At 76.8% G+C, this 25,952-nt stretch carries 23 protein-coding genes; 17 read left to right on the plus strand and 6 right to left on the minus strand.

The annotated features are described in order from the left end of the window. Nucleotides 1-290 precede the first annotated feature (290 nt). On the minus strand, nt 291-1,112 hold the full coding sequence (locus AC3WT4_RS15005; RefSeq protein WP_061266569.1) for an HAD family hydrolase: 822 nt from the start codon (nt 1,110-1,112) through the stop codon (nt 291-293). Nucleotides 1,113-1,253: 141 nt separating this feature from the next. Between AC3WT4_RS15005 and ssd the strand changes: the two genes are divergently transcribed. The 8 genes from ssd to AC3WT4_RS15045 all read left to right on the plus strand — a co-directional run bounded on the left by ssd (nt 1,254) and on the right by AC3WT4_RS15045 (nt 6,962). Further along, nucleotides 1,254-1,970 carry a septum site-determining protein Ssd gene (gene ssd / locus AC3WT4_RS15010; protein WP_255180475.1) on the plus strand — a complete coding sequence of 239 codons (717 nt, stop codon included), beginning with the start codon at nt 1,254-1,256 and terminating at the stop codon, nt 1,968-1,970. A 74-nt stretch (nt 1,971-2,044) separates the two neighbouring features. After that, complete coding sequence (locus AC3WT4_RS15015) at nt 2,045-3,289, plus strand: TadA family conjugal transfer-associated ATPase (protein ID WP_492315811.1); 1,245 nt, start codon at nt 2,045-2,047, stop codon at nt 3,287-3,289. 67 nt (nt 3,290-3,356) lie between these two features. Continuing rightward, nucleotides 3,357-4,007: a hypothetical protein gene (locus AC3WT4_RS15020; protein ID WP_257419496.1), complete on the plus strand. Its 651-nt coding sequence runs from the start codon at nt 3,357-3,359 to the stop codon at nt 4,005-4,007. A gap of 40 nt (nt 4,008-4,047) precedes the next feature. After that, a complete protein-coding gene (locus tag AC3WT4_RS15025) occupies nt 4,048-4,647 on the plus strand; it encodes a type II secretion system F family protein (protein ID WP_492315812.1) in 600 nt (199 codons plus the stop codon). A 47-nt stretch (nt 4,648-4,694) separates the two neighbouring features. Beyond that, nucleotides 4,695-5,498, plus strand: coding sequence for an aminoglycoside 3'-phosphotransferase (locus tag AC3WT4_RS15030; RefSeq protein WP_257418934.1), 804 nt, complete (start codon nt 4,695-4,697; stop codon nt 5,496-5,498). 346 nt (nt 5,499-5,844) lie between these two features. After that, nucleotides 5,845-6,051: a DUF4244 domain-containing protein gene (locus AC3WT4_RS15035; protein ID WP_043655695.1), complete on the plus strand. Its 207-nt coding sequence runs from the start codon at nt 5,845-5,847 to the stop codon at nt 6,049-6,051. A 3-nt stretch (nt 6,052-6,054) separates the two neighbouring features. Further along, on the plus strand, nt 6,055-6,444 hold the full coding sequence (locus tag AC3WT4_RS15040) for a TadE family type IV pilus minor pilin (RefSeq protein ID WP_257418935.1): 390 nt from the start codon (nt 6,055-6,057) through the stop codon (nt 6,442-6,444). 188 nt (nt 6,445-6,632) lie between these two features. After that, a complete protein-coding gene (locus tag AC3WT4_RS15045; RefSeq protein ID WP_257418936.1) occupies nt 6,633-6,962 on the plus strand; it encodes an Rv3654c family TadE-like protein in 330 nt (109 codons plus the stop codon). Between the two features lie 79 nt (nt 6,963-7,041). Here the strand turns inward: AC3WT4_RS15045 and AC3WT4_RS15050 are convergent, their stop codons facing one another. Continuing rightward, nucleotides 7,042-9,585: a DEAD/DEAH box helicase gene (locus tag AC3WT4_RS15050; RefSeq protein ID WP_257418937.1), complete on the minus strand. Its 2,544-nt coding sequence runs from the start codon at nt 9,583-9,585 to the stop codon at nt 7,042-7,044. A gap of 103 nt (nt 9,586-9,688) precedes the next feature. Here AC3WT4_RS15050 and AC3WT4_RS15055 point away from each other — a divergent pair, with 103 nt between their 5' ends. Continuing rightward, a complete protein-coding gene (locus AC3WT4_RS15055) occupies nt 9,689-10,336 on the plus strand; it encodes an SRPBCC family protein (RefSeq protein ID WP_257418938.1) in 648 nt (215 codons plus the stop codon). Between the two features lie 114 nt (nt 10,337-10,450). On the opposite strand, the gene AC3WT4_RS15060 is transcribed toward AC3WT4_RS15055, so the two are convergent. Then, entirely contained in the window at nt 10,451-11,848 is a 1,398-nt protein-coding gene (locus AC3WT4_RS15060) for a M18 family aminopeptidase (protein WP_428978496.1), read from the minus strand. A gap of 69 nt (nt 11,849-11,917) precedes the next feature. Between AC3WT4_RS15060 and AC3WT4_RS15065 the strand changes: the two genes are divergently transcribed. After that, nucleotides 11,918-12,685 carry an alpha/beta fold hydrolase gene (locus AC3WT4_RS15065; RefSeq protein ID WP_074810341.1) on the plus strand — a complete coding sequence of 256 codons (768 nt, stop codon included), beginning with the start codon at nt 11,918-11,920 and terminating at the stop codon, nt 12,683-12,685. 142 nt (nt 12,686-12,827) lie between these two features. Further along, nucleotides 12,828-15,143, plus strand: a complete 2,316-nt coding sequence (locus AC3WT4_RS15070) for a sodium-translocating pyrophosphatase (protein WP_492315813.1) — start codon at nt 12,828-12,830, stop codon at nt 15,141-15,143. A gap of 88 nt (nt 15,144-15,231) precedes the next feature. Here AC3WT4_RS15070 and AC3WT4_RS15075 read toward each other — a convergent pair whose 3' ends face one another. After that, entirely contained in the window at nt 15,232-17,529 is a 2,298-nt protein-coding gene (locus AC3WT4_RS15075) for an exo-beta-d-1,3/1,6-glucosidase (protein ID WP_257418939.1), read from the minus strand. 122 nt (nt 17,530-17,651) lie between these two features. Then, nucleotides 17,652-18,287: a TetR/AcrR family transcriptional regulator gene (locus AC3WT4_RS15080; protein ID WP_492315814.1), complete on the minus strand. Its 636-nt coding sequence runs from the start codon at nt 18,285-18,287 to the stop codon at nt 17,652-17,654. A 95-nt stretch (nt 18,288-18,382) separates the two neighbouring features. On the opposite strand from AC3WT4_RS15080, the gene AC3WT4_RS15085 reads away from it, so the two are divergent. The 6 genes from AC3WT4_RS15085 to AC3WT4_RS15110 all read left to right on the plus strand — a co-directional run bounded on the left by AC3WT4_RS15085 (nt 18,383) and on the right by AC3WT4_RS15110 (nt 24,885). Continuing rightward, nucleotides 18,383-19,093, plus strand: coding sequence for a DUF981 family protein (locus AC3WT4_RS15085; RefSeq protein WP_021482095.1), 711 nt, complete (start codon nt 18,383-18,385; stop codon nt 19,091-19,093). A gap of 83 nt (nt 19,094-19,176) precedes the next feature. Then, the gene (locus tag AC3WT4_RS15090) at nt 19,177-19,812 is read left to right on the plus strand and encodes a hypothetical protein (protein WP_492315815.1); all 636 of its coding nucleotides are present in this window, start codon (nt 19,177-19,179) and stop codon (nt 19,810-19,812) included. Nucleotides 19,813-19,917: 105 nt separating this feature from the next. Then, nucleotides 19,918-20,448: a hypothetical protein gene (locus AC3WT4_RS15095; protein WP_143031253.1), complete on the plus strand. Its 531-nt coding sequence runs from the start codon at nt 19,918-19,920 to the stop codon at nt 20,446-20,448. Nucleotides 20,449-20,568: 120 nt separating this feature from the next. Further along, nucleotides 20,569-22,257: a DUF7059 domain-containing protein gene (locus tag AC3WT4_RS15100; protein WP_257419154.1), complete on the plus strand. Its 1,689-nt coding sequence runs from the start codon at nt 20,569-20,571 to the stop codon at nt 22,255-22,257. Nucleotides 22,258-22,299: 42 nt separating this feature from the next. After that, nucleotides 22,300-23,271 (plus strand): LysR family transcriptional regulator, encoded by a 972-nt coding sequence (locus AC3WT4_RS15105; protein ID WP_257419153.1) that lies wholly within the window; start codon nt 22,300-22,302, stop codon nt 23,269-23,271. A gap of 117 nt (nt 23,272-23,388) precedes the next feature. Further along, nucleotides 23,389-24,885 (plus strand): S1 family peptidase, encoded by a 1,497-nt coding sequence (locus tag AC3WT4_RS15110; RefSeq protein ID WP_257419152.1) that lies wholly within the window; start codon nt 23,389-23,391, stop codon nt 24,883-24,885. An 84-nt stretch (nt 24,886-24,969) separates the two neighbouring features. Here the strand turns inward: AC3WT4_RS15110 and AC3WT4_RS15115 are convergent, their stop codons facing one another. Continuing rightward, nucleotides 24,970-25,668: a vitamin K epoxide reductase family protein gene (locus AC3WT4_RS15115; RefSeq protein WP_257419151.1), complete on the minus strand. Its 699-nt coding sequence runs from the start codon at nt 25,666-25,668 to the stop codon at nt 24,970-24,972. Nucleotides 25,669-25,952 lie beyond the last annotated feature (284 nt).

Below are 25,952 nucleotides of genomic sequence, written 5' to 3' on the forward strand. Positions count from 1 at the left end.
GCCAGCGGCGACGGTGAACAGGCGCGCTCGCTCCAAGTCGCTGCAACGGGTCGGGGGCCGTCGTGGCCGGGTCCGCTCCGGTCAGCGCGTCCTTCGGTGGACTGCCCTGCGCGTGGGTACCGCCGCGATGCTGTTGTCCTTCCATGACAGCCCGTCGGGACGGCGGGCGCAAGCGCTCCGGGGGTTCTTCCACACCGTGTTCTACCGGGGTTCGAACACGCCGGTGCGGTTGGTCCGGGAGGTCCGGATCGGGCCCTTCGGCGCGCGTCCGCGGGTGTCGGACGGGTGGCTCAGCCGCGCGAGCGGCGGCGCCACGCCCGCCACACGAGCCACCCGACGACGCCGAGCCCGACGAGGCCCGCGGCGGCGAGCACCGGCGTCGGCGCGGCGAGCTGCGAGCGCAGGGCGACGGGCCGCGAGAACGTCAGCGCACCCCACCCGTGCTCGGCGGCCAGACGGCGCAGCGTCCGGTCGGGGTTGACGACGAACGCGTGCCCGACGGCGCTCAGCATCGGGGCGTCGGTCACGGAGTCCGAGTACGCGTAGCTCGCCGCGAGGTCGTAGCCCTCACGCTCCGCGAGCTCGCGCAGGGCGACGGCCTTGTTCTCGCCGTACGCGTAGAAGTCGATCGCCCCCGTGTAGCGGCCGCCCTCGACGGCCATCCGCGACGAGATGGCGTGGTCGGCGCCGAGCACCGCGGCGATGGGCTCCACCACCTCGCTGCCCGAGGCGGAGACGATGACGACGTCGTGCCCGTGCTCGTGGTGCGACTCGATGAGCTCGACCGCCTCCGCGTACACGACCGGGTCGATGTGCTCGTGGAGCGTCTCCTCGACGATGCGGGAGACGGTCGCGACGTCCCAGCCGGTCACGAGGTTCGACAGGTGCGCGCGCATGCGCTCCGTCTGGTCCGCGTCGGCGCCGCCCACCATGAACAGGAAGTGCGCGTACGCGCTGCGCAGCACGTCCCCGCGGTTGATGAGCCCGCCCGCGAAGAACGGCCGCGAGAACGCCGCGGCCGACGACGTCGCGATGATCGTCTTGTCCAGGTCGAAGAACGCGGCGACCCGGCCGGCGCGCGGCGGGTCCGTCGGGTCCGGGAGCGGGGTCACGGTCGCGAGCCTAGCGGCGGAACGTGGCCGTCCCCAGGAGCGCTCGCCGACGGGCCCGTCCCCAGGGTCGGCGACGGGCCGACGGCGGCCCGCGTCGCCGGGCCAGGGTGGTCCCCGGTCGACGGAGGGCGGGGGAGCGCGATGGACGGAGCGGTCGTGGCGGTGGTCGGTGCGCGCGGCGGGGCGGGGGCGAGCGTCGTCGCCGCGTCGTTGGCCCGGGCGGTCGCCCGGCGGCGCGCGCCGACGTGCCTGGTCGACCTCGCCCTCCTGGGCGGGGGCCTCGACGTCCTCCTGGGCGTCGAGCAGGACCCGGGCGTGCGTTGGCCGGACCTCGCCGACGCGCGGGGCCGGCTCGACGGCGACGACCTCCTCGCGCGCCTGCCCCGCTGGGGCACCGTGCCGGTGGTCAGCACCGAGCGCGGCGGGGGCCCGGAGCAGGCGGCGCTCGCCGACGTGGTCGCCGCGCTCGCCGAGGCCACGGCGGCGAGGTCCGGGGTGCTCGTGCTCGACGCCGACCGCGCGGCCCTCGCGCCGGGTGCGGCCGGGGCGTCGTTGCTCGAGGCCTGCGACGAGGTGCTCCTCGTGACACCGCTCGACGTCGCCGGGGTCGCGGGCGCGGCCGCGGTGCGCGACCGGCTTCCCGGCCGGGCCGCCCTCGTGGTCCGCGGTCCCGCGCCCGGTCGGCTCTCGCCGCCCGAGGTGGCCGCCGCCGTCGGGCTCGACGTCGCCGCGACGGCCGGGTGGGACCGCGCGCTCGCGGGCGCGGTCGAGCGCGGGCAGGGACCGTGCGCCGGCCGCGGCCCGGTCCTGCGGGCCGGTCGCGAGCTCGCCGCACGCTACCTCGGGCCCGTCCGGTGACCGGGCGGGAGGCGCTGCGCGGTGGGCGCGGTCGAGACGGGAGTGTCGCGGACGACGCGCACCGGCGCGGGGAGGTGCCGCCGCGTGCCGAGCGCGGCCGGGTCGCGCTGCTCGACGGCGTCCGGGACCGCCTCGTGCGGTCGGGCGACGAGCAGGGCGGTGCCACCGAGACGCTCGGCGACGCGGCCGTCGCGGACGCGCTGCGGGCGTCGGGCCGGGTGCTCGGCACGACCGCGCTGCGCGAGCTGACCCGGACGGCCCACGCGGAGATCTTCGGGGCCGGGCCGCTCCAGCGGTACCTCGACGAGCCCGGCGTGACGGACGTGCTCGTCAACGGGCCCGACGACGTGTGGGTCGACCGCGGCGCCGGGCTCGAACGGGTCGAGGTCGCGCTCGGCGGCCCCGAGGCCGTGCGGGCGCTCGCGGTGCGCCTCGCAGCGGCCGGCGGGCAGCGGCTCGACGACGCGTCGCCCGTCGTCGACGCCCGCCTCCCGGACGGGACGCGGCTGCACGCCGTCGTCGCGCCCGTGTGCGCGACGGGGGCGGTCGTCTCGCTGCGCGTCCTGCGGACCCGGACGTTCCGGCTCGACGACCTCGTCGCGGGCGGCACCGTCCCGCACGCGTGGGAGGCGGTGCTGCGCGGGCTCGTCGCGCGGCGCGCGAACGTCCTCGTGTCCGGCGGCACGGGCACCGGCAAGACGACGCTCCTCGCCGCGCTCCTCGCGCTCGTCCCGCGCGACGAGCGGGTCGTCTGCGTCGAGGAGGCGCGCGAGCTCGACCCCGACCACCCCCACGTCGTCCCCCTCACCGCCCGGCGGCCGAACGTCGAGGGCGCGGGCGGCGTGGACCTCGCCGACCTCGTGCGCGCCGCGCTGCGGATGCGCCCCGACCGCATCGTGCTGGGCGAGTGCCGCGGGCCGGAGGTCCGCGAGGTGCTCATGGCGCTCAACACCGGCCACGACGGCGGCCTCGCGACGATCCACGCCAACGACGTCGAGGTGGTCCCCGCCCGGCTGGAGGCGCTCGCGGCGCTCGCGGGGATGGACCGGGCCGCCGCCGCCGCGCAGGCCGCGGGCGGGCTCGACGTCGTGCTGCACCTGCGCCGCGTCCGCACGGCGGGCACGACCCGGCGGGTCCTCGCGCAGCTGGGCGTCGTGCGGCAGGACGAGCGCGGCGCCCTGCGCGTGGACGTCGCCGGGTCGTGGGACGGGACGGTCGTGCCGCCGGGCGGTGGGTCGGCGGGCGGTGGGCCGACGGGCGCGGCGGGGCCCGTCGCGGGACCGGCGTGGGACGAGCTCGTGGGGCGGTGGTCGGCATGACGCGGCGGCGTGGCGTGGGCCGGCGACCGGGTGCGGCGCCGACGACGCGCGGCGGGAGAAGCGGCGCATGACGGTCGTCGTGGGTGTGCTCGTCGGTGCCGCGGTCTGGTGCGCCACGGCGCCGGTCGGGCGGTCGGCGCGTCGCGTCGTCGGCCGGCCGGCGTCGCGCGCCACGCGGTGGTCCGTGCTGCGCCGCCCCGGCCGACCGCGGGCGGTGCCCGAGCTCGTGCGCGTCGTCGTGACGCAGGTCGGGTCGCTCCTGCGGTCGGGAGCCGCGCCCGGCGTCGCGTGGACCCGTGCGGTCGGGGTGCGCGTCGACGGCGGTGGCGTCCCCCGCGTCGCGGACCTCGCGCCGCACGTCGGCGGCCCGGCGACGGCGCGTGCCCTCGTCTCGGCGTGCCGGCTGGCCGCGGAGCTGGGCGCGCCGCTCGCGACCGTGCTCGACGAGGTCGCCGCGTCCGTGGCCGCGGACGCCGAGGCGCGCGCCGAGCGGGAGGCGGCGCTCGCCGGACCGCGCGCGACCGCCCGCGTGCTGCTCTGGCTCCCCGCGGTCGGCGTGCTGCTCGGCTACGTGCTGGGCGCCGACCCGCTCGGCACGGCGACCGACGGCGGCCTCGGGACGGCGGGCGTGCTCCTCGGGGTCCTGCTGCTCGCGGCGGGGCGCACGTGGTCCGCGCGGCTCGTCGAGCGGGCGCGCACGGCGGGGCAGGACCGGTGACCGTGCTGCGCGCGAGGCCCGCCCGGGAAGGAGAGCACCGATGACCCTCGTCCTCCTGGCGCTCTGCGTGCTGGCGGGCGCCGCGCCGTGGTGGTCCGCGCGCGCCGAGGCCGGGCGGCGCGCGGCCGCCGTCGGGCGGGCAGGACGCGGGCGCGACGCGGCCCCCGCCGGGGAGGGCGGTCGACGGCCACGGGGCGACGACCGCGACCCCGGCATCGAGACCGGGGTGCTCCTCGAGCTGCTCGCGGCCGCCGTCGGGTCGGGTGCGGCGGTCCCGCGAGCGCTGGACGTCGTCGGGACGTGCGTCGGGGGCCGCGACGGTGCCGGGCTGCGTGCTGCGGGAGCCGCGCTCCTCCTGGGGGCGTCGTGGGACGGCGCCTGGGCCGGCGCGCCGCCGCGGCTCGGGGTCGTCCAGCGGGCGCTGCGACCCGCGTGGCTGCACGGCGCTGCTCCCGCGTCGTCGCTGCGGGCTGCCGCCGCGGCGTCGCGGCAGGACCGGACCGGAGCGGCCAAGGCGGCCGCGGCGCGGCTCGCCGTGCACCTCGTGCTCCCGCTCGGTGCGTGCTTCCTGCCCGCGTTCGTGCTCGTCGGGCTGCTGCCCGTCCTCGTCTCCCTCGGCGCGGGCCTGCTCTCCGGCTAGGAGCTCGGGAGGTCGGGACGGGAGGCCGCGCTCGCTACGGTGTCCGCATGGAACCGTCTCCCGCCGCCCGCGTGCCCGGCCCGCTCCGAGACGACGCCTGGCGCGAAGCAGGGAGCGGTGAGTCCTCGGCCCGTGTGCTCGTCAGCGCGGACGGCTCCCGGTACGCCAAGGTCGTGGGCCCGGACCAGGTGGCCGCCCTGGTGGGCGAGCGAGACCGCGCGCTCTGGGCGGCCGCCCGCGGGATCGCCGTCCCCGAGGTGCTGGCGTGGGAGGACACGGGGGAGGGAGCCGTCCTCGTGACGCGCACGGTGCCGGGGGTGCCCGCCGACACGGTCCGCCCCGACCAGGTCGACCGCGCCTGGACGAACGTCCTCGCGGCGGCGCGGACCCTCCACGACCTCCCCGTCGACGGCTGCCCGTTCGACCGGAGCCTCGACGCCATGGTCGCCCTCGCCCGCGACGTGGTCGACGGCGGCCGCGTGCACCCGGAGTTCCTGCGGCCGGAGCAGGAGTCCCGGGACCCTGCGGACCTCCTCGCGGAGCTCACCGCCGAGCTGCCGGCGCGGCGGGAGCAGCAGGTGGCGGACCTCGTGGTCTGCCACGGCGACCTGTGCCTGCCCAACGTCCTGCTCGACCCGGAGACGCTGGAGGTCCGCGGGTTCGTCGACGTCGGGCGGCTCGGGGTCGCGGACCGGCACGCCGACCTCTCCCTCCTCCTGGCGAACGCCCAGGACACCTGGCCGGAGCACGCCCGTGCCCTGGAGGAGTCGCTGGCGCCGCGGTACGGGTCCGCGGTCGACCCGGGCCGGCTCCGCTTCCACCTCGAGCTCGACCCCCTGACCTGGGGCTGACCGCACGCGCCGTCGACCAGGGGGGGTCGCTCGATCCGTCGACCGAGCCGCGCGCTTCGACCCGTCGACCGGGCGGGCGTGTCGCCCTGTCGACCGGGTCGGCCGCGTCGACCTGTCGACCCGGGCTGGACGCTCGGCCCGTCGAACCGGGCTGGACGCTCGCCCTGTCGGCGAGGGCTGGGCGCTCGGGCCGTCGACGCGTGCGGAGCGCTCGCCGCTGTGCACAGGTCGTCGCCCCGAGGGCCCCGTCCACCGGCGCTGCGAGGTGGGGTGCGCCGCAGCCGCCGGTCCCGGCAGGGTCGCTCCGACCGCCCGCACGACGCGGGCCACGAGAGGGGAGCCGGAGATGACACGACAGCCGCGACGCGCGTTCGCGCGCCTGACGGGGACGAGCACGGGGCAGGACGGCGAGGCGGGTCTCGCGACCGCGGAGTACGCCATCGCGACGGTGGCCGCGGCGGGCTTCGCCGGGCTGCTCATCGTCGTGCTGAAGAGCGGCGAGGTGCGCGAGATGCTGCTCGGCATCGTGCGCAGCGCGCTCTCGCTGGGCTGAGCCGTGCGACGGGACGCCGGGGCCGAGGGCCGCCGGCCGAGGGGTCGGACCCGCGAGGGCGGCGAGCGCGGTGCGGTCACGGCCGAGCTCGCGGTCGCCCTGCCGGCGGTCGTCCTGGTTCTCGTCGTGGTCCTCACCCTCGCCGCGGCGGCGGGCGCCCAGATGCGCTCCGCCGACGCGGCGAGGGCCGCCGCCCGGGCGGTGGCCATCGGCGAGGACGACGCGACCGTGCGGGCGACGGCGCTCCGGGTCGCCGGAGCCGGCGCGACGGTCGGCGTGGTGCGGGGCGACCCGTGGGTCGAGGTGCGCGTCACGACGCCCGTCGTGGGCGGGTGGCTCGCGGGCTCGCCCTTGCGCGCCAGCGGCGAGGCCGTCGCCTGGGCCGAGCCATGACCACGGCGCGGTCACCTCGGGGGCGGTGCACCGAGACCGAGGCCGAGGCCGAGGCCGTGGCCGTGGCCGTGGGTCGGACCGGGGCCGAAGCCGCAGCGGAGACCGAGACGGACACCGACGGGCGAGCGGGGGTGGGGCTCGGGGCGGTCACCGAACCCCACATCGATGCAGAGCGCGGAGCGGGCACCGTGCTCGTGCTCGGCGTCGTCGCGGCGCTCCTCGTGCTGGCGGTCGCGCTCGGCGCGCTCGCGCAGGCGCAGGCGGCGCGTGGCACGGCGCAGACCGGAGCCGACCTCGCGGCGCTCGCGGCGGCGGCGGCAGCACGCGACGGGTGGGAACCGTGCGGCCGGGCGCGCGAGACCGCGGCGCACAACCGGGTCGTGGTGGTCGCGTGCACGGAGCAGGGCGCGGGGGTCGTCCGGGTGGACGTCGAGTCGAGAGCCGGCGTCACGTTCCTCGGCGCCTCGCTCGGCCGCGCGACCGCCGCAGCACGTGCCGGCCCGGCGAGCGCGCGGTGAGCCGCAGCGGTCCGTCGGGCGGCGGCACCTGTCCGGGCCCGGCAGCAGCGGTGCTCGACCCCGCGGGGGAAGCGGTGCCCTATCGCGGGGAACCGGCGCTCCGCCCCGCGGGGTCGGTCTCGGCGACCGGGGCGTGCGCGAGCACGGCGTCGAGCAGCCGGACGGCGGCGGCCTTCTCGAGCGGGGCGTTGTACGACCCGCACTTCGGCGACTGCACGCACGCCGGGCAGCCGTCGTGGCACGGGCAGCGGGCGATGGCGTCGCGGGTCGCGCGGAGCCAGGTCGCGCCGAGCTCGAACCCGCGCTCGGCGAAGCCGGCTCCGCCGGGGTAGGCGTCGTGGACGAACACGGTGGCCTCGCCGGTGTCGGCGTGCAGCGCGGTGGACACCCCGCCGAGGTCCCAGCGGTCGCACGTCGCGAGGAGGGGGAGCAGGCCGATCGACGCGTGCTCGGCGGCGTGCAGCGCGCCGGGCAGCTCGTCGGCGTCGACGCCCGCCTCCTCGATCACGGCGGCGGGGACGGTCCACCAGACGGCCATCGTCGGCAGCGTGCGCTCGGGGAGGTCGAGGGTCTCCGTGCCGAGGACCTGCATGTCGAGGAGGCGGCGGCGTTGGAAGCTCACCACCTGGGAGCACACGTCGACCGGGCCGTAGCCCCAGCCGACCGGGCCCCAGCTGCGCTCGACGACGTCGCGGCCCGTCGCGACGTCCCCGCCCGTGGGCTCGTCGACGATCGTGATGGACGTGGTCGACCGGGACCACGTGCCGTGGTCGACGTCCTGCCGACGCACGAGCGCGACGTGGTCCGCGAGGTCGAGGTGCTCGACGACGTAGGTGCGGCCCTGGTGGACGTACACCGCGCCGTCGTGCACCGAGCCGTCCGCGGAGGCGGCGTCGACGGTCCCGAGCAGCCGGCCGGTGCGTGCCTCGGCGACCCGGACGGGCGCGCCGCCGGAGCCGCGCAGGTCGGTCATGCCCGACGCGGGCTGCGCGTGCGTCCAGTACCAGCCGGACGCCCGGCGGCGCAGGGCGCCGCGCGCGACGAGCACGTCGAGCAGGCCGCGCACCACGTCGGGCGCGCCGAACGCGGCGAGGTCCTCCGACCGCAGCGGCACCTCCGCCGCCGCCGCGCACAGGTGCGGCGCGAGGACGTAGGGGTTCGCGGGGTCGAACACGGTCGCCTCGAGCGGCGCGTCGAACACGGCCTCGGGGTGGTGCACGAGGAACGTGTCGAGCGGGTCCTCGCGCGCGACGAATGCGACGAGGCCGTCGGCGCCCGCCCTCCCGGCGCGGCCCGCCTGCTGCCACACGGACATGCGGGTGCCGGGCCAGCCTGCGATGAGCACGGCGTCGAGCCCCGAGATGTCGACGCCCAGCTCGAGCGCGTTGGTCGTCGCGAGGCCCAGCACGTCGCCGGTGCGCACCGCGTCCTCGAGCTCGCGCCGCTCCTCGGGCAGGTACCCGCCCCGGTAGGCGGCGACGCGGCGCACGAGCCGGGGGTCGACGACGCGCACGCTGTCCTGCGTCTGGACCGCGACGGACTCCGCGCCGCGGCGCGAGCGCGTGAACGCGAGCGTGCGGGCGCCCGCGATGACGAGGTCGGCGAGCAGGTCGGCCGTCTCGGCCGTGGCGCTGCGGCGCGGGTGCTCGGGTCCCTCGGCGGGCGTCGCGACCGCGGGGTCGTCGTCGTGACCCTCCGCGGGCCCGGCGTCCGCGGACGCCTCGAAGCCCACGACGACGGGCGGCTCCCACAGCGCGAACGTCTTGCGCCCCGCGGGCGAGGTGTCGCGCGCGACGGTCACGACGTCGTCGGGCTCGACCCCGACGAGCCGGGCCGCGCTCGTGGCCGGGTCGGCGGTCGTCGCCGACGCGACGACGAACGTCGGAGGCGGGTCGCCCTCGCGCGCGTAGTGCGCGGCGAGCCGGCGCAGGCGCCGCAGGACGAGGGAGACGTGCGCGCCGAACACCCCGCGGTAGGCGTGCCCCTCGTCCACGACGACGTACCGCAGGTCCCGCAGCAGCCGCGTCCAGCCGCGGTGGTGCGGCAGGAGCGCGAAGTGCAGGAAGTCCGGGTTCGTGAGGACGACGTCGGCGTGCTCCCGCACCCACCGGCGCTCGTCCTGCGCGGTGTCGCCGTCGCACGTCGCGACCCGCACGTCGCGCGTCCCGGCGGCGTCGAGGAGGCGCTGGAGACCGGAGAGCTGGTCGGCCGCGAGCGCCTTCGTGGGCGAGAGGTAGAGCACGGCACCACGGCGCGCGACCGACTCGATGCGACCGGGGTCGAGCACGCGCGCCGCGGCGTCGGCGCGGACGGCCGTGAGCGCCGGGAGCCAGAACGCGAGCGACTTGCCGGAGCCCGTGGAGGTCGCGAGCGCAACGTGCCGGCCCGACCACGCGGCGTCGGCGGCCTCCACCTGGTGCTCCCAGGGCCGCTCCACGCCGAGCGCGCGGTACCCGGCGACGAGCGACGCGTCGGCCCACGCGGGCCACTCGCCCTGCGTGCCGGGGCGCGCGGGGAGCTCGCGCACGTGCCGCAGCCGCTCGTCGCGCCGCCCGCCCGCGCGCAGCACGTCGAGCAGCGTCGCGCTCGTCGGTCGCGGGGAGGTGGTGGGGGCGTGCAGCACGTCTCCGAGTGTCCCACCTCCGGCCCACGGTCCGGCCGAGGGCCGCCGTGCTCGGGACCTCCGGCCCTCGCGCGGGGCGGGGCGCACGGCCGACGATCGACGCATGGCAGCGTGGCGCGGGGTCCGGGTCGTGACGACGACGGCGCTCGCCGTCGGGGCGCTCCTGCTCACCCGGCGCCTGACCCAGACGTGGGGCACCTGGGAGGGCGAGCACGAGTGCGTGCTCCCGGGCGACGACCTCGTGCCCGACGCGCGAGCCGTGGTCGCGACGCGGGCCGTGACGGTCGACGCGCCGCCGGCCGCCGTCTGGCCGTGGCTCGTCCAGCTCGGCCAGGGCCGCGGCGGCTTCTACTCCTACGACGCGCTCGAGGACCTCGTCGGCCTGGGCATCCGCAGCGCGGACGCGATCGAGGAGCGCTGGCAGGGCCTGGCCGTGGGCGACGACGTCCACCTGGCCGACGAGGCCGTGCTGCGGGTCGCGGCGCTCGAGCCCGGTTCGCACCTCGTGCTGCTCGGTGCGCCGGGGCCCGGGCAGCCGGACACGATGCCGTTCCGGTTCTCGTGGGCGTTCGTCGTGCGGCCGCTCCCGCCGGGGCCGGACGGCACGCTCCGGTCACGTCTGCTCGTCCGCGAGCGGTACCTGCCGCTGGGCGCCGCGGGCCGCGCGATCGTCGAGGCGGTGCAGCCGGTGAGCTTCCTCATGACGCAGAAGATGCTGCGCGGCGTCCGCGCCCGCGCGGAACGCCCCTGACTGGTCCCGACCAGGCCATCGCGGCTGCCCGACCAGGCGGTCGTGGTCCGTCCGGTGTCCTGGACGGGCCGGAACCGCCTGCTCGGCCGGTGAAGGGGGTGGAGGTGGGGGGGCTCAGCCTTGGAAGATCTTGAGCACCGCGCGGGACAGGTACCACGGGTCCACGACGGCGGTGAGCTCGCGCGCGGAGTGCATCGAGAGGATGGGGACGCCGACGTCGACCGTGCGGATGCCGAGACGGGTCGCGGTGAGCGGCCCGATGGTCGAGCCGCACGGCACGGTGTTCTTCGACACGAACTCCTGGCTCGGCACCCCGGCCCGGGCGCAGGCGCGTGCCCACGCCGCCGCGCCGTGCGCGTCGGTCGTGTAGCGCTGGTTCGCGTTGATCTTGAGGATCGGCCCGCCGCCGGCGAGGGGCCGGTTCGCGGGGTCGTGCCGCTCGGGGTAGTTCGGGTGGACGGAGTGGCCGACGTCGCTCGACACGCACAGCGACCCCGCGAGCTGGCGGTGCCGCTCCTCGGCCGTCGCGCCGAGGCCGGCCGCGACCCGGTCGAGCACGTCGGCGAGGAACGGGCCCGACGCGCCGGAGCGCGACTCCGACCCGATCTCCTCGTGGTCGAAAGCGGCGAGCACGGGGATCGTGGCGCCCTCGACGGGCCGGTCGGGCGTGCCCGCGACCTCGAGCAGCGCGACGAGGCCGGCGTGCACCGACAGCAGGTTGTCGAGCCGCCCGGACGCGAGGAACGCGTCGTGCGCGCCGAACACGCGGGGTGCCTGGGTGTCGGCGACGACGACGTCGTACCCCGCGACCTCGCTCGCCCGCACGCCCCCGTGGTGCGCGAGCTCGGCGAGCACGTCCCCGCCGCTCGTCCCGTGCGGCGCGCCCGCGACGTCGGACCCGGCCGGACCGGACGCCGACGCGAGCCCCCACACGGGCTGCGTGTGCTGCTGCTTGTCGAGCGTGAGCCCGTCGTTCGCGGCGCGGTCGAGGTGGATCGCGAGCTGCGGGATGCGCAGCAGGGGACCGGTGCGCACGAGGTGCTCCTCGCCGTCGGCGGTGACGAGCCGCCCGGCGAGCTCGAGCTCGCGGTCGAGCCACGAGTTGAGCAGCGGACCGCCGTAGACCTCCACGCCCGCCTGCCACCAGCCCTCGCGGCCGACGCTCGGGCGCGGCTTGAGCTTGAAGCCGGGGGAGTCGGTGTGGGCGCCGAGGATCGCGAACGGCGTCGTCGCGGTCGCGCCCGCGGGCACGGCCCAGGCGATCACCGCGCCGTCGCGCACGACGACGTACCGCCCGCCCGCGGGCCCGCCGCCCTCGCCGTCGGTCGCCGACGGCCACGCCGCGGTCTCGTCCAGGCGCTCGAAGCCGACGGCCTCGAGCCGGCGCGCGACCTCGTGGGCGGCGTGGTACGACGACGGGGACGCCTCGACGAACGTCGCGAGGTCGTGCGCGTGCGCGAGGGCGCGGTCGTGCGGGGTCGGGTCGGTCACGGGGGTGCTGGGCGTCGACACGGGCTCCACCCTACGCACGCCCAGGAGCGCTCCGTAGGGTGGTCGCGCACCGCGAGAGAGGGAGTCCGCATGACCTGGGTCGTCCTGCCGGGCCTGGCGCTCACGCCCGAGGACTTCGCCCCGCTCGCACGTACCCTCGGCGCTGCGTCCGGCACCGACGACGTCCGGGTCCTCGACGCGTGGCGCGTGCCCGTGACGGGACCGGTCGACGTGGTGCGCGCGGGCCTCGGTGTCGACGGGTCGGAGCCCGTGGACCTCGTCGGGCACTCCGTGGGCGGGCTCACGGCGATCGAGTGGGCGCTGCTGCACCCGGGCGAGGTCCGGCGGCTCGTGCTCCTCGACCCGACGAGCCCGTGGGAGGTCCATCTCCCGGCCCTGCACACGGGCACCGTCGCCGCCCGGGCGGGCACGGCGGTGGCGGGCGCCCTCGCGGCCGGTCTCGCCGTGACCGGGCCGGCGCTGCGCCGCGCGGGCGTGCGGGTGGTCACGCGCGCGCCGGACCGTCTCCCGCGCGACGTCGCCCGCGCCCGCTACGGGTCGCGCGACGCGTGGACCCTGCTCGCCCACCAGTGGTTCGCGAGCTGGGAGCAGGCGCCGCGCGTGCGCGCGCTGCTCGACGACGGCCACCGCCTGCCCGCGGGCGTCGAGCCGCTGCTCGTCACCGGGCTGCGCGCGAGCGCCCGGTTCCTGCGCGCGCAGCGCGAGCTGTCGGACCGGCTTGCGGTCCCGCGCGTCGGGCTCGCGGGGGAGGGCCACCTCTACCCGCTCACCCGGCCCGACGCCGTCGCGCGCCTCGCCGTGGGCCCCCGCCCAGGGGCCGCGCGTCCGCCGGGCTGACACGCCCGAGGGCGCTGTCGCCGAGCACGCTCGTGACGTCCTGCACGAGTGGTCGTGACGTACGACACACGTGCGTAGACTCACCCCCATCGCTCCGGCAGGGGACCGGCGCGACGGTCGCGCGGTTCGTCAAGGAGGACGGATGCTCACGCTCGGTACGGAAAGTCTCACCATCGTCGCGGTCATCGCGGCGATCGCCCTCGTGGCCCTGGCCTTCGCGGTCGTCCTGCGCAGACAGGTCCTCGCCGCGGACGAGGGCACGGCGAAGATGCAGGACATCGCCCAGGCCGTGCAGGAGGGCGCCGGCGCGTACCTGAGCCGCCAGTTCCGCACGCTCGCGCTGTTCGCGGCGATCGTCTTCGGCCTCCTGTTCCTGCTGCCGGGCGACGGCGGCATCCGCGTGGGGCGCTCGGTCGCGTTCCTCGTGGGCGCCGGGTTCTCGGCCGCGATCGGCTACCTCGGGATGTGGCTCGCGGTGCGCGCGAACGTGCGCGTCGCCTCGGCCGCGACCCGACCGGGCGGGCGCTCGGAGGGCGCGCGCATCGCGTTCCGGACGGGCGGCGTCGTCGGCATGTCGGTCGTCGGGCTCGGCCTGCTCGGCGCCGCGGGCGTCGTGCTCGTCTACAAGGGCGACGCCCCGGCGGTGCTCGAGGGCTTCGGGTTCGGCGCGGCGCTGCTGGCGATGTTCATGCGCGTCGGCGGCGGGATCTTCACCAAGGCGGCCGACGTCGGCGCCGACCTCGTCGGCAAGGTCGAGCAGCACATCCCGGAGGACGACCCGCGCAACGCCGCCACGATCGCGGACAACGTGGGCGACAACGTCGGCGACTGCGCGGGCATGGCGGCCGACCTGTTCGAGTCCTACGCGGTGACGCTCGTCGCCGCGCTCATCCTCGGCAAGGCGGCGATGGGCGAGGAGGGTCTCGTCTTCCCGCTCGTCGTCACGGCGCTCGGTGCGCTCGTCGCGGTGCTCGGCGTCTTCATCACTCGCGTGCGGGGCCAGGAGAACGGGCTCAAGGCGATCTACCGCGGCTTCTACCTGTCGGCGCTCGTCGGCGCGGCGCTCGCGGCCGTCGCGGCGTTCGTCTACCTGCCGTCGTCGTTCGCCGCGCTCGACGGCACGGCGGACCTCGGCGAGCTGTCCGGCATCGCGGCGGACCCGCGCGTCGTCGCGAGCCTCGCCGTCGTCATCGGCATCGTCCTCGCGGGCATCATCCTGTGGATCACGGGCTACTTCACCGGGACGACGTCGAAGCCCACCCTGCACGTGGCGGCCACCTCGCGCACGGGCGCGGCGACGGTCGTGCTGTCCGGCATCGGGGTCGGGTTCGAGTCGGCCGTGTACACGGCGGGCGTGATCGCCGCGGCGATCTGCGGCCTGTTCCTGCTCGCGGGCGGGTCCGTGTGGCTCGCGCTGTTCCTCGTGGCCCTCGCCGGGTGCGGCCTGCTGACGACGGTCGGCGTCATCGTCGCGATGGACACGTTCGGCCCCGTCTCCGACAACGCCCAGGGCATCTACGAGATGTCGGTGGGCGAGTCGGGCGACGGCGACGAGGAGGCGGCCCAGATCCTCACGGACCTCGACGCCGTGGGCAACACGACGAAGGCCATCACCAAGGGCATCGCGATCACGACGGCCGTCCTCGCCGCGACGGCGCTGTTCGGGTCGTACGCGGACGCGATGAGCCACGCGATGGCCGACGTCGAGCGGGTGGGCGGAGGGCTCGTCGCGTCGATGCTCGACTACGAGATCATCTCGCCGATCACGCTCGTGGGCCTGATCCTCGGTGCCGCGACCGTGTTCCTGTTCTCGGGCCTCGCGATCGACGCCGTGACCCGCGCCGCGGGCGCGATCGTGTTCGAGGTGCGCCGCCAGTTCCGCGAGCACCCCGGGATCATGACGTTCCAGGAGCGCCCCGAGTACGGCAAGGTCGTCGACATCTGCACGCGCGACTCGCTGCGCGAGCTCGCGACCCCCGGTCTGCTCGCGGCGTTCGCGCCCATCGCCGTCGGCTTCGGCCTGGGCGTCGGGCCGCTCGCCGGGTTCCTCGCCGGGGCGATCGGCGCGGGCGTCCTCATGGCGGTGTTCCTCGCCAACTCGGGTGGGGCGTGGGACAACGCGAAGAAGATCGTCGAGGACGGCGCGTACGGGGGCAAGGGCTCGCCGGCGCACGACGCGACGGTCATCGGCGACACGGTGGGCGACCCGTTCAAGGACACCGCCGGCCCCGCGATCAACCCGCTCATCAAGGTGATGAACCTCGTGTCGGTGCTCATCGCGCCGGCGGTGGTGCTCATGAGCGTGCCCGAGGACGCGAACCACGTCCTGCGCATCGGGATCGCGGTCGTCGCGGCCGCCATCGCGTTCGGCGCGGTGATCATGTCGCGGCTGCGGGCGGCGCGCGTCGACCGCGAGGAGTCCGCCGTCGAGCGGGAGCGCGTCGCGACCGGCGCCTGACGCGCGGCCACCCCGCACCACGGAGGGCGCCCGGGTCGACCCGGGCGCCCTCCGTGACGCGCACGGCGCGTGCCTGGAGCCCTCGGGGCTACCCCGTGACGGTGAACGTCGCGCGCAGGAGCGCGTCCTCGCGCGACGACGGCCCGACGCGCAGCTCGAACTCGCCCGGCTCGACGACGCGGCGCCCGCGCGCGTCGACGAGCGTGCAGTCCGCCACGGGCACCTCGAGGCCGACGGTCGTCGACTCGCCCGGCGCGAGGTCCACCTTGCGGTAGGCCTTGAGCTCCTTCTCGGCCCAGGTCACGGACGTGACGGTGTCGCTCACGTAGACCTGGACGGTCTCGCGCACGGGGCGCGGCCCGGTGTTCGTCAGCGTGACCTCGGCGCGCACGACGTCGTCGGGCCCGTGCTCCGTGCCGAGCACCCGCAGGCCGTCGTACTCGACGGTGGTGTAGCTCAGGCCCTCGCCGAACGCGAACGCGGGGCTCTGCGTGAGGTCGGCGTAGCGGACGCCGTGCTGGCCGCGGACCACGTTGTAGTACGTGGGCTGCTGGCCGGCGTGGCGCGCGAACGAGATCGGCAGGCGCCCCTCGGGCTCGATCAGCCCGAGCACGAGCTCCGCGACGGCCTGGCCGCCCCGCATCCCGGGGTTGGCCGCCCAGACGACCGCCGCCGCCGCGTGCGCCGACGGCGGCAGGACGAGCGGCTTCGACGCGACGACGACCACGACCACGGGGGTGCCGGTGGCGACGAGGGCGTCGAGCAGCGCGACCTGGCCGCCGACGAGCTCGAGCGTCGCGGTCGAGCGGCCCTCGCCCACGAGCTCGATGCGGTCGCCCACCACCGCGACGGCGAGGTCGGCGTCGCGCGCGGCGGCGACGGCCTCGGCGATCAGCGCGTCGTCGGGCGCGACGGGGACGACGACCTGCGGCCGGGGCTGCCCGTCGGGGAACAGCTCGCCCTCGGGGTCGGGCGCGAGCGTCAGGACGTCGGCGCCGCGCGCGTGCGTCACGGCCCAGCCCTCCGGGGCGAGCGCGCGGAAGCCGTCGAGCACGGTCGTCGTCATCTCGCGCGGGTGGCCGTCGGGCAGCCAGTCGGCCTGCCCCGACGCGCCCGCCCAGTCGCCGAGCTGGGTGTGGTCGTCGTCCGCGTTCGGGCCGACGACGGCGATCGTCCGGGCGGGCGCACCGTCCGGGGCGAGGGCCCGGCCGTCGGGCACCCCGGCGGCGCGGGCGAGCCCGCCCGCGAACGGGAGGGTGCCGTCGTTGGTGAGGAGCACGAGGGAGCGGCGCGCGACCTCGAGGTTCACCGCGGTGTGCTCGGCCGACGCGATGACCGCCTGCTGGCGCGCGACGTCCGGCCGGCGGGGGTCCTCGAACAGGCCGAGCCGGAACTTGAGCGTGAGGATGCGTCGCACGGCGGCGTCGATCGCGGCCTCCTCGACGAGGCCGCGGTCGACGGCCTCGAGCGCTCCCTCGAAGAAGCGCGGCGTCGTCATGACCATGTCGTTGCCGGCGCGCACGGCCGCGGCGGACGCGTGCACGTAGTCGGGCTGGATGTGCTGCTCCCAGACCATGCGGCCCACGTTGTCCCAGTCGGTGACGAGCGTGCCGGTGTACCCCCACTCGCCGCGCAGGACGTCGTCGAGCAGCCAGCCGTTCACGGTGACGGGCACGCCGTCCATGGACTGGTAGCCGAGCATGAACGTGGCGCAGCCCTCGCGCGCGACCCGCTCGAACGGGGGCAGGAACCACGACCGGAGCTTGCGCTGCGAGATGTCGGCCTCGCTCGCGTCGCGCCCGCCCTGCGTCTCGGAGTAGCCCGCGAAGTGCTTCGCCGTGGCGAGGATTCCCGTCGGGTCGGACAGCCCGTCGCCCTGGTAGCCGCGGACCATCGCGGACGCGAGCTCGCCGATGAGGAACGGGTCCTCGCCGAACGTCTCGTCGACGCGGCCCCAGCGCAGGTCGCGCGCGATGCAGAGCACGGGGGAGAAGGTCCAGTGGACGCCGGTGGCGGCGACCTCGACCGCGGTCGCGCGCGCGACGCTCTCCACGAGCGCGGGGTCCCACGTCGCGGCCATGCCGAGCTGCGTGGGGAAGATCGTCGCGCCGACCCAGAACGAGTGGCCGTGGATGCAGTCCTCGGCGATCAGCAGGGGGATGCGCAGCCGCGTCCGCCCGGTGAGCTCGTGCGCGGCGAGGACGTTCTCCGGCGAGGTGTGCAGCAGCGAGCCCGCGTGCTTCTCGAGCACCGCGGGTCCGACGCCGTCGCGCGCGTCGAGCTGGAGCATCTGGCCGACCTTCTCGGGCAGCGTCATGCGGGCGAGGAGGTCCTCGACGCGGTCGGCCACGGGCACGGCGGGGTCGAGGTAGGGCAGGGTGCTCACGGACGGTCCTTCCACGGCGGCAGCGACGGCACCCGGCCGCGCCGCGGGTGCAGGCACGGCGTCGGCGGACCGGGCGCCGCCACTCTACCGGGAAACCAAGTAACTGGTCAGTAAGTTTGCGCTCAGCGCCAGTGGTCGAGGAAGCGCGCGGCGGTCCGCGCGGCGTGGTCGAGCACGTGGCCGTCCTCCGCGGCGGCCCCCGAGAGCAGCGCCGCGTCCACGACGTGCGCGACGAGGTCGGTGTCCGTCACGTGCCCGTGACCCGACGCGTCGAGCACGGTCCGCGCGGCGGCCAGCAGGCGCGGGCGCGACGCGCGCATGATGGGCCGCAGCGCCGGGTCCCGCATGGCCGTGAGCATGGGGTCGAGGCGCACGTCGACCACCGAGTCGTCCACGTGCGGGGCGTACAGCGTCTCGATGAGCTCGCGCGCCGTCGCGGTGCTCGAGCGACGCCGGTGGGCGAGCGCGTCGGCGCGTTCCTGCGCGGCCGTCGCGCGCACGTCCTCCGCTGCCTCGACGGCCGCGGCGACGAGCGAGGCGCTCGTCGGGAAGTAGTACGAGGCCGAACCCTGCGGCACGCCCGCGGCGCGCGCGACCTGCCGATGGGTCACGGCGGCGAAGCCCTGGTCGATGAGCAGGTGCGCGGCGGCGCCGACCATCGCGCGCTGCCGCTGCGCGCTGCGCCCCTGCACCGTGGCGCGTGCGCCCCGCGCGCCGCTCGTCGCCGACTGGTCCCGGGCACCCGCAGCGTCGTCCACGCGGCCATCGTAGTGAGGAATAACCTATACGTGCGTATGGTTATCGCCCTCGGACCGCGAGCGCGGCCCGTGGAACGAACGAGGAGTGGAGAAGGATGGTCGCCGCCGAGGGGCTCGTCATCGACTGGGCGCAGATGCCCACCTACAACACCGTGATGTCCGTCGCCGTGGGCGCCGGGCTGATCCTGCTGGTCATGCTCGGCCGCGAGCTCCTGCGGGCGCCCGGGAAGATCGTCGTCGAGGGCTGGTCGCTCGCGTTCGGCGTGCTGGGCACGATCCTCACGGCGACCGGGCTGCACATGACGCTCACGTGGCCGCTCGCCGCGGGCGGCTTCCCGTTCGACAACATCATCTTCGGCGAGACGAGCCTCGCGTTCGGCGTGCTGCTCCTCGCCGCAGCGTTCTACCTGTGGACGCGCGGCCGTGCCGCGCTCGAGCGGGCCGACGCCACCGAGCACCTGCAGGCCGTGGCGCGCCCCGTCTCGGTGTTCGTGCTCGGCATGGGCCTCGGCCTCGTCGCCATCGCGATCGCCGGCGTGACGTACCAGCTCTTCGCCGCGCCGCCGGAGGAGCCGATCTCCGGCGCGTTCGCCGCCTACCCGCTCGTCGAGGCGATCTTCATGTCCGGGCTCATCGCGCTCGTGGGCGTCGGCGCGATCCTCTTCCCGTTCGCGGTCCGCTCCGGGCGCCGCGTCGTGCGGGTCGTCATCGGGTGGGCCTGGGGCCTGTCCGGCGTCGCGTTCCTGCTGTTCGGCGCGATGAACTTCTTCACCCACATCGGCCTCATCGTCAACACGATGGGCTGACGCCGCGGCGACCGTGAGGACCCCGTGGGCCGGCCCGGCCCGCGGGGTTCTTCGCGCGCGCGGGAGGCGTCATCATAGGGGCCATGCAATCACCGGTGCGCGCCGTGGCCCATGCCGCGGTCCTCGCCGTCGTCGCCGGGCTGTGCCTCGCGGTCGTGGCGAGCGGGGCGTTCGACGTCGTGTCGCTCCCGGGCTCTGCGCCCGCCGCCGCACCGCCCCCGCCGGCCGCTCCCGGGCCCGGTTCCCCGGGCGCCGGGGACCCCGCGGACGGCGACGCGGCGCCGTCCGACGGCACGGACCCCGACCCCGCGGATCGCGGCACGACGGTCCCCGGCGCGACCACCGCGCCGGACGGCGGCGCGGACGCGGGGGCGGGCGCCGTCGACCCGGCGTGCCGCGAGGCGGAGGTCGCGTGGGCCGCGGCGGCCAAGGCGCAGGTGAACCTCACCGTGGAGCACCCCGTGGCGCTCGTCGAGGGGTTCACCACCGCCCGCGACACGCTCGCCGGGGCCACCCCGCCCGCGGCGGTCGCGCGCGACTGGGCCGTCGTCACGACCTACCTCACGATGATCGCGGACGAGGTCGAGGCCACGGGCACGCGGGACACGGGCGAGCTGTCGCGGGCGATCGACCGTGTGGGTCGCCGGATCGACACGGCCGCTCTCACGTCGTCGTCGCGGGCCGTCACCGAGTACTTCCGGGCCGACTGCGCGCTCTGACCTCCCGGCCGAACTTCACCCCGTGGCGATGGCCACATGGGGAGCGGTCCCCACTTCGCGGTCCTGAGGGCGCGCGACGCGCGTCCGTGGGAAACCATGGTCGTCATGCGCACCCGACTGACGATCACCCAGACCACGACCGCCCTCGCGACGAGCGCTCTCCTCGTGCTCGGCCTGGCCGCCTGCGGCGGCTCCGGCGACGACGCGAGCACCGACTCCGACACCACGGCGGCGGAGGAGACCAGCACCCCGGCCGAGGAGGAGACCACCCCGGCCGAGGAGCCCACCGAGGAGGAGTCCGGCGACACCGAGGCGTCGGGCGACTTCTGCACCGCCTACGACGCCCTGCTCGACGCCCAGACGACCCTGAGCTCGATCGACACGAGCGACCCGGCCGCCGCCGTGACGCAGTTCGAGACGTTCACGGCGTCGCTCGAGGCCGCGGAGGCCCCGGCCGAGATCAGCACCGACTGGGACAACGTCACCGGCGTCTTCCGCCAGCTCACCGACACGCTCGAGACCGCGGTCGAGGACCCGGCGAACGCCGACACCTCCTCGATCATGTCGCTCATGACGGACGAGACCTTCCAGACCTCGGCGCAGAACGTCGCGGTCTACGGCACGCAGAACTGCTGACCACGCCGTCCCCCACGCAACCCGACGGACCCCCGGCACGCCTCGGCGCGCCGGGGGTCCGTCGCGTCCGGGGCGGCGCGAGCCCACGGTCGCGCGCGCGGGATCGGTGAGGATGGACCCATGCCTCCCGCCTCCAGCACCCCGAGCCCGTCGTCGCGCACCGTCGCGGACCGGCCCGGCCCCGTCCCGCCCGGCGCGGGCCTCGCGCCTGCCGACCTCGCGGCCGCGGCGGCGACGCTGCGCGAGGACCTCGCGGCGGCGGACTTCACGGTCGACGGCGTCGAGCGCGCGCTCGGCCCCGTCGCGTCCGCCGCGCTGCACCGCGAGCAGGCCGTGCCCGCGCGGCGCGCGCTGCGCGACCGCGGTCCGGAGCAGGCCGACCCGACGGCCGCGCTCGCTGCCCTCTTCCTCCTCGGGGACGACGTGCCCCGACGTGCCCTCGACGCGGCGCTCGGGCGGACGGGCGTCGACGGCGCACGGCGGCTGGGCCTCGTCGAGGCGGCGGGCGCGGGCGACGACGACGCGGTGCGCGCGCTCGTCGACCTGCGGCCGTACGCGGCGACCGACGCCGCGGGCCCCGTCACGTGGTGGCTGTCGTCGGACCTGGGCGAGCTCGCGACGGGTCGCCGGCTCGCCCCGGACCACGTGCTCGGTGCGGGCGGCGCGTCCCTGACGCTCGCCCAGGTGACCGTCCGGACGCCGGTCGGGCGCGTGCTCGACCTCGGGACGGGCTGCGGCATCCAGGCCCTGCACGCCGCGCGGCACGCGCGCGCGGTCGTCGGCACGGACATCTCGCGCCGGGCGCTCGGCTTCGCCGCGTTCAACGCGGCGCTCGACGCGGCGTTCGACGAGGCGTCGGGCCCCGCCGCCGGAGCCGCACCCCACGGCCCGGCGACCGGGCGCGTCGAGCTGCGCGAGGGCTCGATGCTGGAGCCGGTCACGGGCGAGCGCTTCGACCTCGTCGTGTCGAACCCGCCGTTCGTCATCACGCCGCGCGCCGCCGGGGCCGCGCTCCCGGACTACGAGTACCGCGACGGCGGCCGGTCGGGCGACGACCTCGTGCGCGACCTCGTGACGGGCGTCGGGGCCGTGCTCGAGCCCGGGGGCGTCGCGCAGCTCCTCGGCAACTGGGAGCACCGCCGCGGGATCCCGTGGGACGAGCGCGTGGGCGCGTGGCTCGACGAGGCCGGCCTCGACGGCTGGGTGATCCAGCGCGAGGTGCTCGACCCCGCGGAGTACGCCGAGACCTGGATCCGCGACGGCGGCACGACCCCCGAGCGCGAGCCCGCGGCGTGGGCGGCGGCGTACGGCGCGTGGCTCGACGACTTCGCCGCGCGCGACGTGGAGGCGGTGGGCTTCGGCATCGTGACGCTGCGCCGTCCGCTCGCAGGCGCCCGCCCGACGCTGCGGCGGCTCGAGGAGCACACCGGGTCGGTGCGCCAGCCGCTCGGCGCGCACCTCGCGGCGTCGCTCGCGGCGCACGACTGGCTCGCGGCGCGCGACGACGCGGCCCTCGGGGGCGAGCGGCTCGCCGTCGCGCCCGACGTCACGGAGGAGCGGTTCCACACGCCCGGCGCGCCCGACCCCACGGTCGTCCTGCTGCGCCAGGGCGACGGCCTGGGCCGTGCCGTGCGGGCGACGACGGGCCTGGCGGCGCTCGTGGGCGCGAGCGACGGCGAGCTGACGGTCGGGCAGCTCGTGGGCGCGATCGCCGCGCTGTTCGAGGTCGGCGCCGAGGACCTCGCGGGCGAGCTCCTGCCCGACGTGCGCGGGCTCGTGCGCGACGGCTTCCTCGTCCCCGTGGGCTGACGCGCGCGACACGCCCCGGCCGCACCGATACGTTGGGGCGGCATGGACCTCGAGGTGCGGCACCTGCGCATGATCGTGACGGTGGCCGAGACGGGCAGCGTGACCAAGGCGGCGGCGTCGCTCGGCCTCGCGCAGCCCGCCCTCACGGCCCAGCTCAACCGGATCGACCGCACGCTCGGCGGGTGCGTCTTCACGCGCGACCGCCAGGGCGCGCGCCCCACGGAGCTCGGCGAGCTCGTGCTGCGGCACGCGCGCGTCGTGCTGCCCGCGATGTCCGCCCTGGTCGACGACGCCCGGCGGCTCACGAGCGAGCACGGCACGGTCGGCCGGGTCCACGTGGGGACGGTGAGCTCCGCGATCGGCGGGCTGTTCGCGAGCCGGCTGCACACCGCGCTGCCCGGTGCGCTGGGGGTCGACGACCTGCTCGTCACGACGGCAACGTCGTGGTCGGTCGAGGAGACCGCGGACCGGCTCGCGAGCGGCACGCTCGACGTCGCGCTCGTCGGCATGTGCGGTGACGCGTCCCCGCCCGCGACCGGGGGCCTGGTGTGGACGGCGGTGTCCACCGACCCGGTGTTCGTGCTCGTCGACGAGTACCACCCCGTCGCGGCGCGCGACGCCGTCGGCCTGGAGGAGCTCGCGGACGCGCTGTGGCTCACGGCCCCGGGCAGCGGGTGCTTCGAGCGCTGCTTCGTCGGAGCGTGCGCGCGGGCGGGCTTCACGCCGCGCGCCATGGGGGAGTCGGACCGCACGTCGTGCATCGACCAGGTGCGCGGCGGGCACGCGGTCGCGCTCGTCCAGCCGGTGCTCCTCGACGCCCCGGGCGTGCGGACCGTCGCGCTCGACGGCGCCCCGCTGCGCTGGACGCACCACGTGGGGTGGCGGCGCGACGCCGTCGACCGCCTCCCGGTCGACGCGGTCCTGCGGGCCGCGACGGGCGCGCACCGCGACGCCGTGCAGCGCTCGCCCCGCTACCGGCGGTGGCGCGCCGAGCACCCGGTGGAGACCGCGTAGGGGCGACCCCGCACATAGCGCCCGCGTATGACCTGATCGTGATCTGGGCGTGCCCTGGACGCGTCCCTAGCGTGGCCTCGACCGGGCCACCCGGGCCCGGCGAAGGGAATGGACGACATGACACGACCACTCCGCAGGAGGCTCGCCGCGGTCACCGCCGCGGCGACGCTCCTGGCGGGCGGGGCCGCGACGCACGCCGTCGCCGCCACGCCCGCACCCGACGACCAGCGCGCGACGGTGCGCGCGGTCCCCAAGACGGCCCCCGGCCTGGAGCGCGCGCTGGAGCGCGACCTGGGCCTCAGCGCGCGGGACGCACGGACGCGCCTCGCCTTCCAGTCCGACGCGGCGGGCACCGAGGCCGCGCTCGAGCGGCGCCTCGGCGCCGACTACGCGGGCGCCTGGGTCGACGACGCCGCGAACGTCCTCTACGTCGGCGTCACCGACGCCGCCGACGCGCGCACGGTCCGCGCCGAGGGCGCCACCGCGGTCGACGTCGACCACACGCTGGCCGACCTCGAGACGTGGCGCGCGACGCTCGACGGCGCGCTCGCCGACGACCCGGCGGCGCTGCCGGGCTGGTACGTCGACGTGACGCGCAACCGCGTCGTCGTCGCGGTGCGCGAGGGCGGCCAGGCCGACGTCGCCGCCCAGGTCGCCGCCGCGGGCGTGCCCGCCGACGCGGTCGCGTACGAGGAGACGACGGAGTCCCCGCAGCCGCTGATCGACGTCGTGGGCGGCAACGCGTACACGATCGGCGGCGGCAGCCGGTGCTCCGTCGGGTTCGCGGTCCAGGGCGGGTTCGTCACCGCCGGGCACTGCGGCTCGACGGGCGCGCGCACGTCCGGGCCGGCGGGCACGTTCCGCGGGTCGAGCTTCCCGGGCAACGACTACGCGTGGGTCCAGGTCGACGCGGGCAACACGCCCGTCGGCGCGGTGAACAACTACGCGGGCGGCCGCGTCGCGGTCGCGGGCGCGACGCAGGCGCCGGTCGGGGCGTCCGTCTGCCGGTCGGGCTCGACCACGGGCTGGCACTGCGGCACCGTCCAGGCGTACAACGCGTCCGTCACCTACCCGCAGGGCACGGTCACCGGGCTCATCCGCACGACGGTGTGCGCCGAGCCCGGCGACTCCGGCGGCTCGCTCCTCGCGGGCAACCAGGCGCAGGGCGTCACGTCCGGCGGGTCCGGGAACTGCAGCTCCGGCGGGACGACGTACTTCCAGCCGGTGGGCGAGATCCTCTCGGCGTACGGCCTGACGCTCGTCACGAGCGACGGCGGGGGCGGCACGCCGCAGCCGCCGACGGGCTGCAGCGGCTACGCCCGCACGTACACCGGGTCGCTCGCCGCGGGCACGACGGCCGTCCAGCCGAACGGGTCGTACTACACGGCCGGGGCCGCCGGGACGCACCGCGCGTGCGTGAGCGGCCCGAGCGGCGCCGACTTCGACCTCTACCTCCAGCGCTGGAACGGGTCGACGTGGGCGACGGTCGCGCAGTCGACGTCCCCCGGCGCGAACGAGTCGGTCTCCTACTCCGGGGCCGCGGGCTACTACCGGTTCGTCGTCCAGGCGTACTCCGGCTCGGGCGCCTACACGCTGGGGGCGACGACGCCCTGACCCGCCCACCGCGCGCCGAGCACGAGGCTGCCGTCGTTCCCGTCTGCTTCCCGGGAGCAGCCTCGTGCTCGGCCGCGTGGGCCGTCAGGCCAGCAGCGCCGGACCGTACTTGAGCACCACGAGGACGGCGAGGACCACGAGCCACGCCGCGACGAGGTAGCCGTACGCGCCCGACCGCACGAACCCGAGCAGCCGCGCCTGGGCGCCGCGCGGCAGGTACAGGTTGTCCTCCAGGACGTTCCAGTGGAGGAGCGACGCGAACACGAGCGTCGTGGAGACCGTGATGAGCAGGCACCACGGGCACAGCGCGCCGATGACGAACATCGACTGGTAGAAGAGCCAGTACGCGAACACGACCCCGAGCAGGTACACGCACTGCGCGGCGAAGAGGAACCACCGCGGGAAGCGGGTCCCGCCGAGCGCCGCGACCGCCGTCGTGATGACGATCGGCTCGGCGATCAGCCCGAGGAACGCGTTGGGGAAGCCGAACACCTGCGCCTGCCACGACTGCGCGACCGTCCCGCACGACAGCACGGTGTTGACGTCGCACGACAGCACCGCGCCGGGGTTCGCCGCGAGGAGGACCGCGTCGTACGACAGCACGAACGCCGCGGTGAGGCTCAGCAGCCCGAACAGGAGCATCTCGCCGAACAGCACGGAGCGGGAGTGGGTCCAGCCGGTGGGCCGGGCGAAGGGGTCGAAGCCCGCGTCCGGCGTGGTGCCCGACGCCGTCGGGCCGGCCGAGCGGGCGTCGTCCGCGAGCGCGGTGGTCGTTCCGGTCACGGGCGGTCCTCGGGTCCGCGGGGCCCCGCCGGATCGGTCCGGCGGGCGGGCAGAAGGTGGCGCCGGCCGGCAGGGTGGGCGCGCTGCCGGCCCGGCGCCGCACCCAGCGTACGAACGCGCGCGGCGGCCCCGACAGGGACCATGGTCCCGGATCCGGGGCGCTTCTCGGGTGGTCCCGGGCCGCCCGGTCGGACGCCCGCCGAGCACGTCGGGAGGGCGGCCCCGCGGTGGGTCGTGGGGGCGGTGGGGGCGGTCCGCCCTAAGATCTGGGGGCGCCCCCGCGT

It is taken from the genome of Cellulosimicrobium sp. EB106-03-01-XG111 (genome assembly GCF_058792115.1).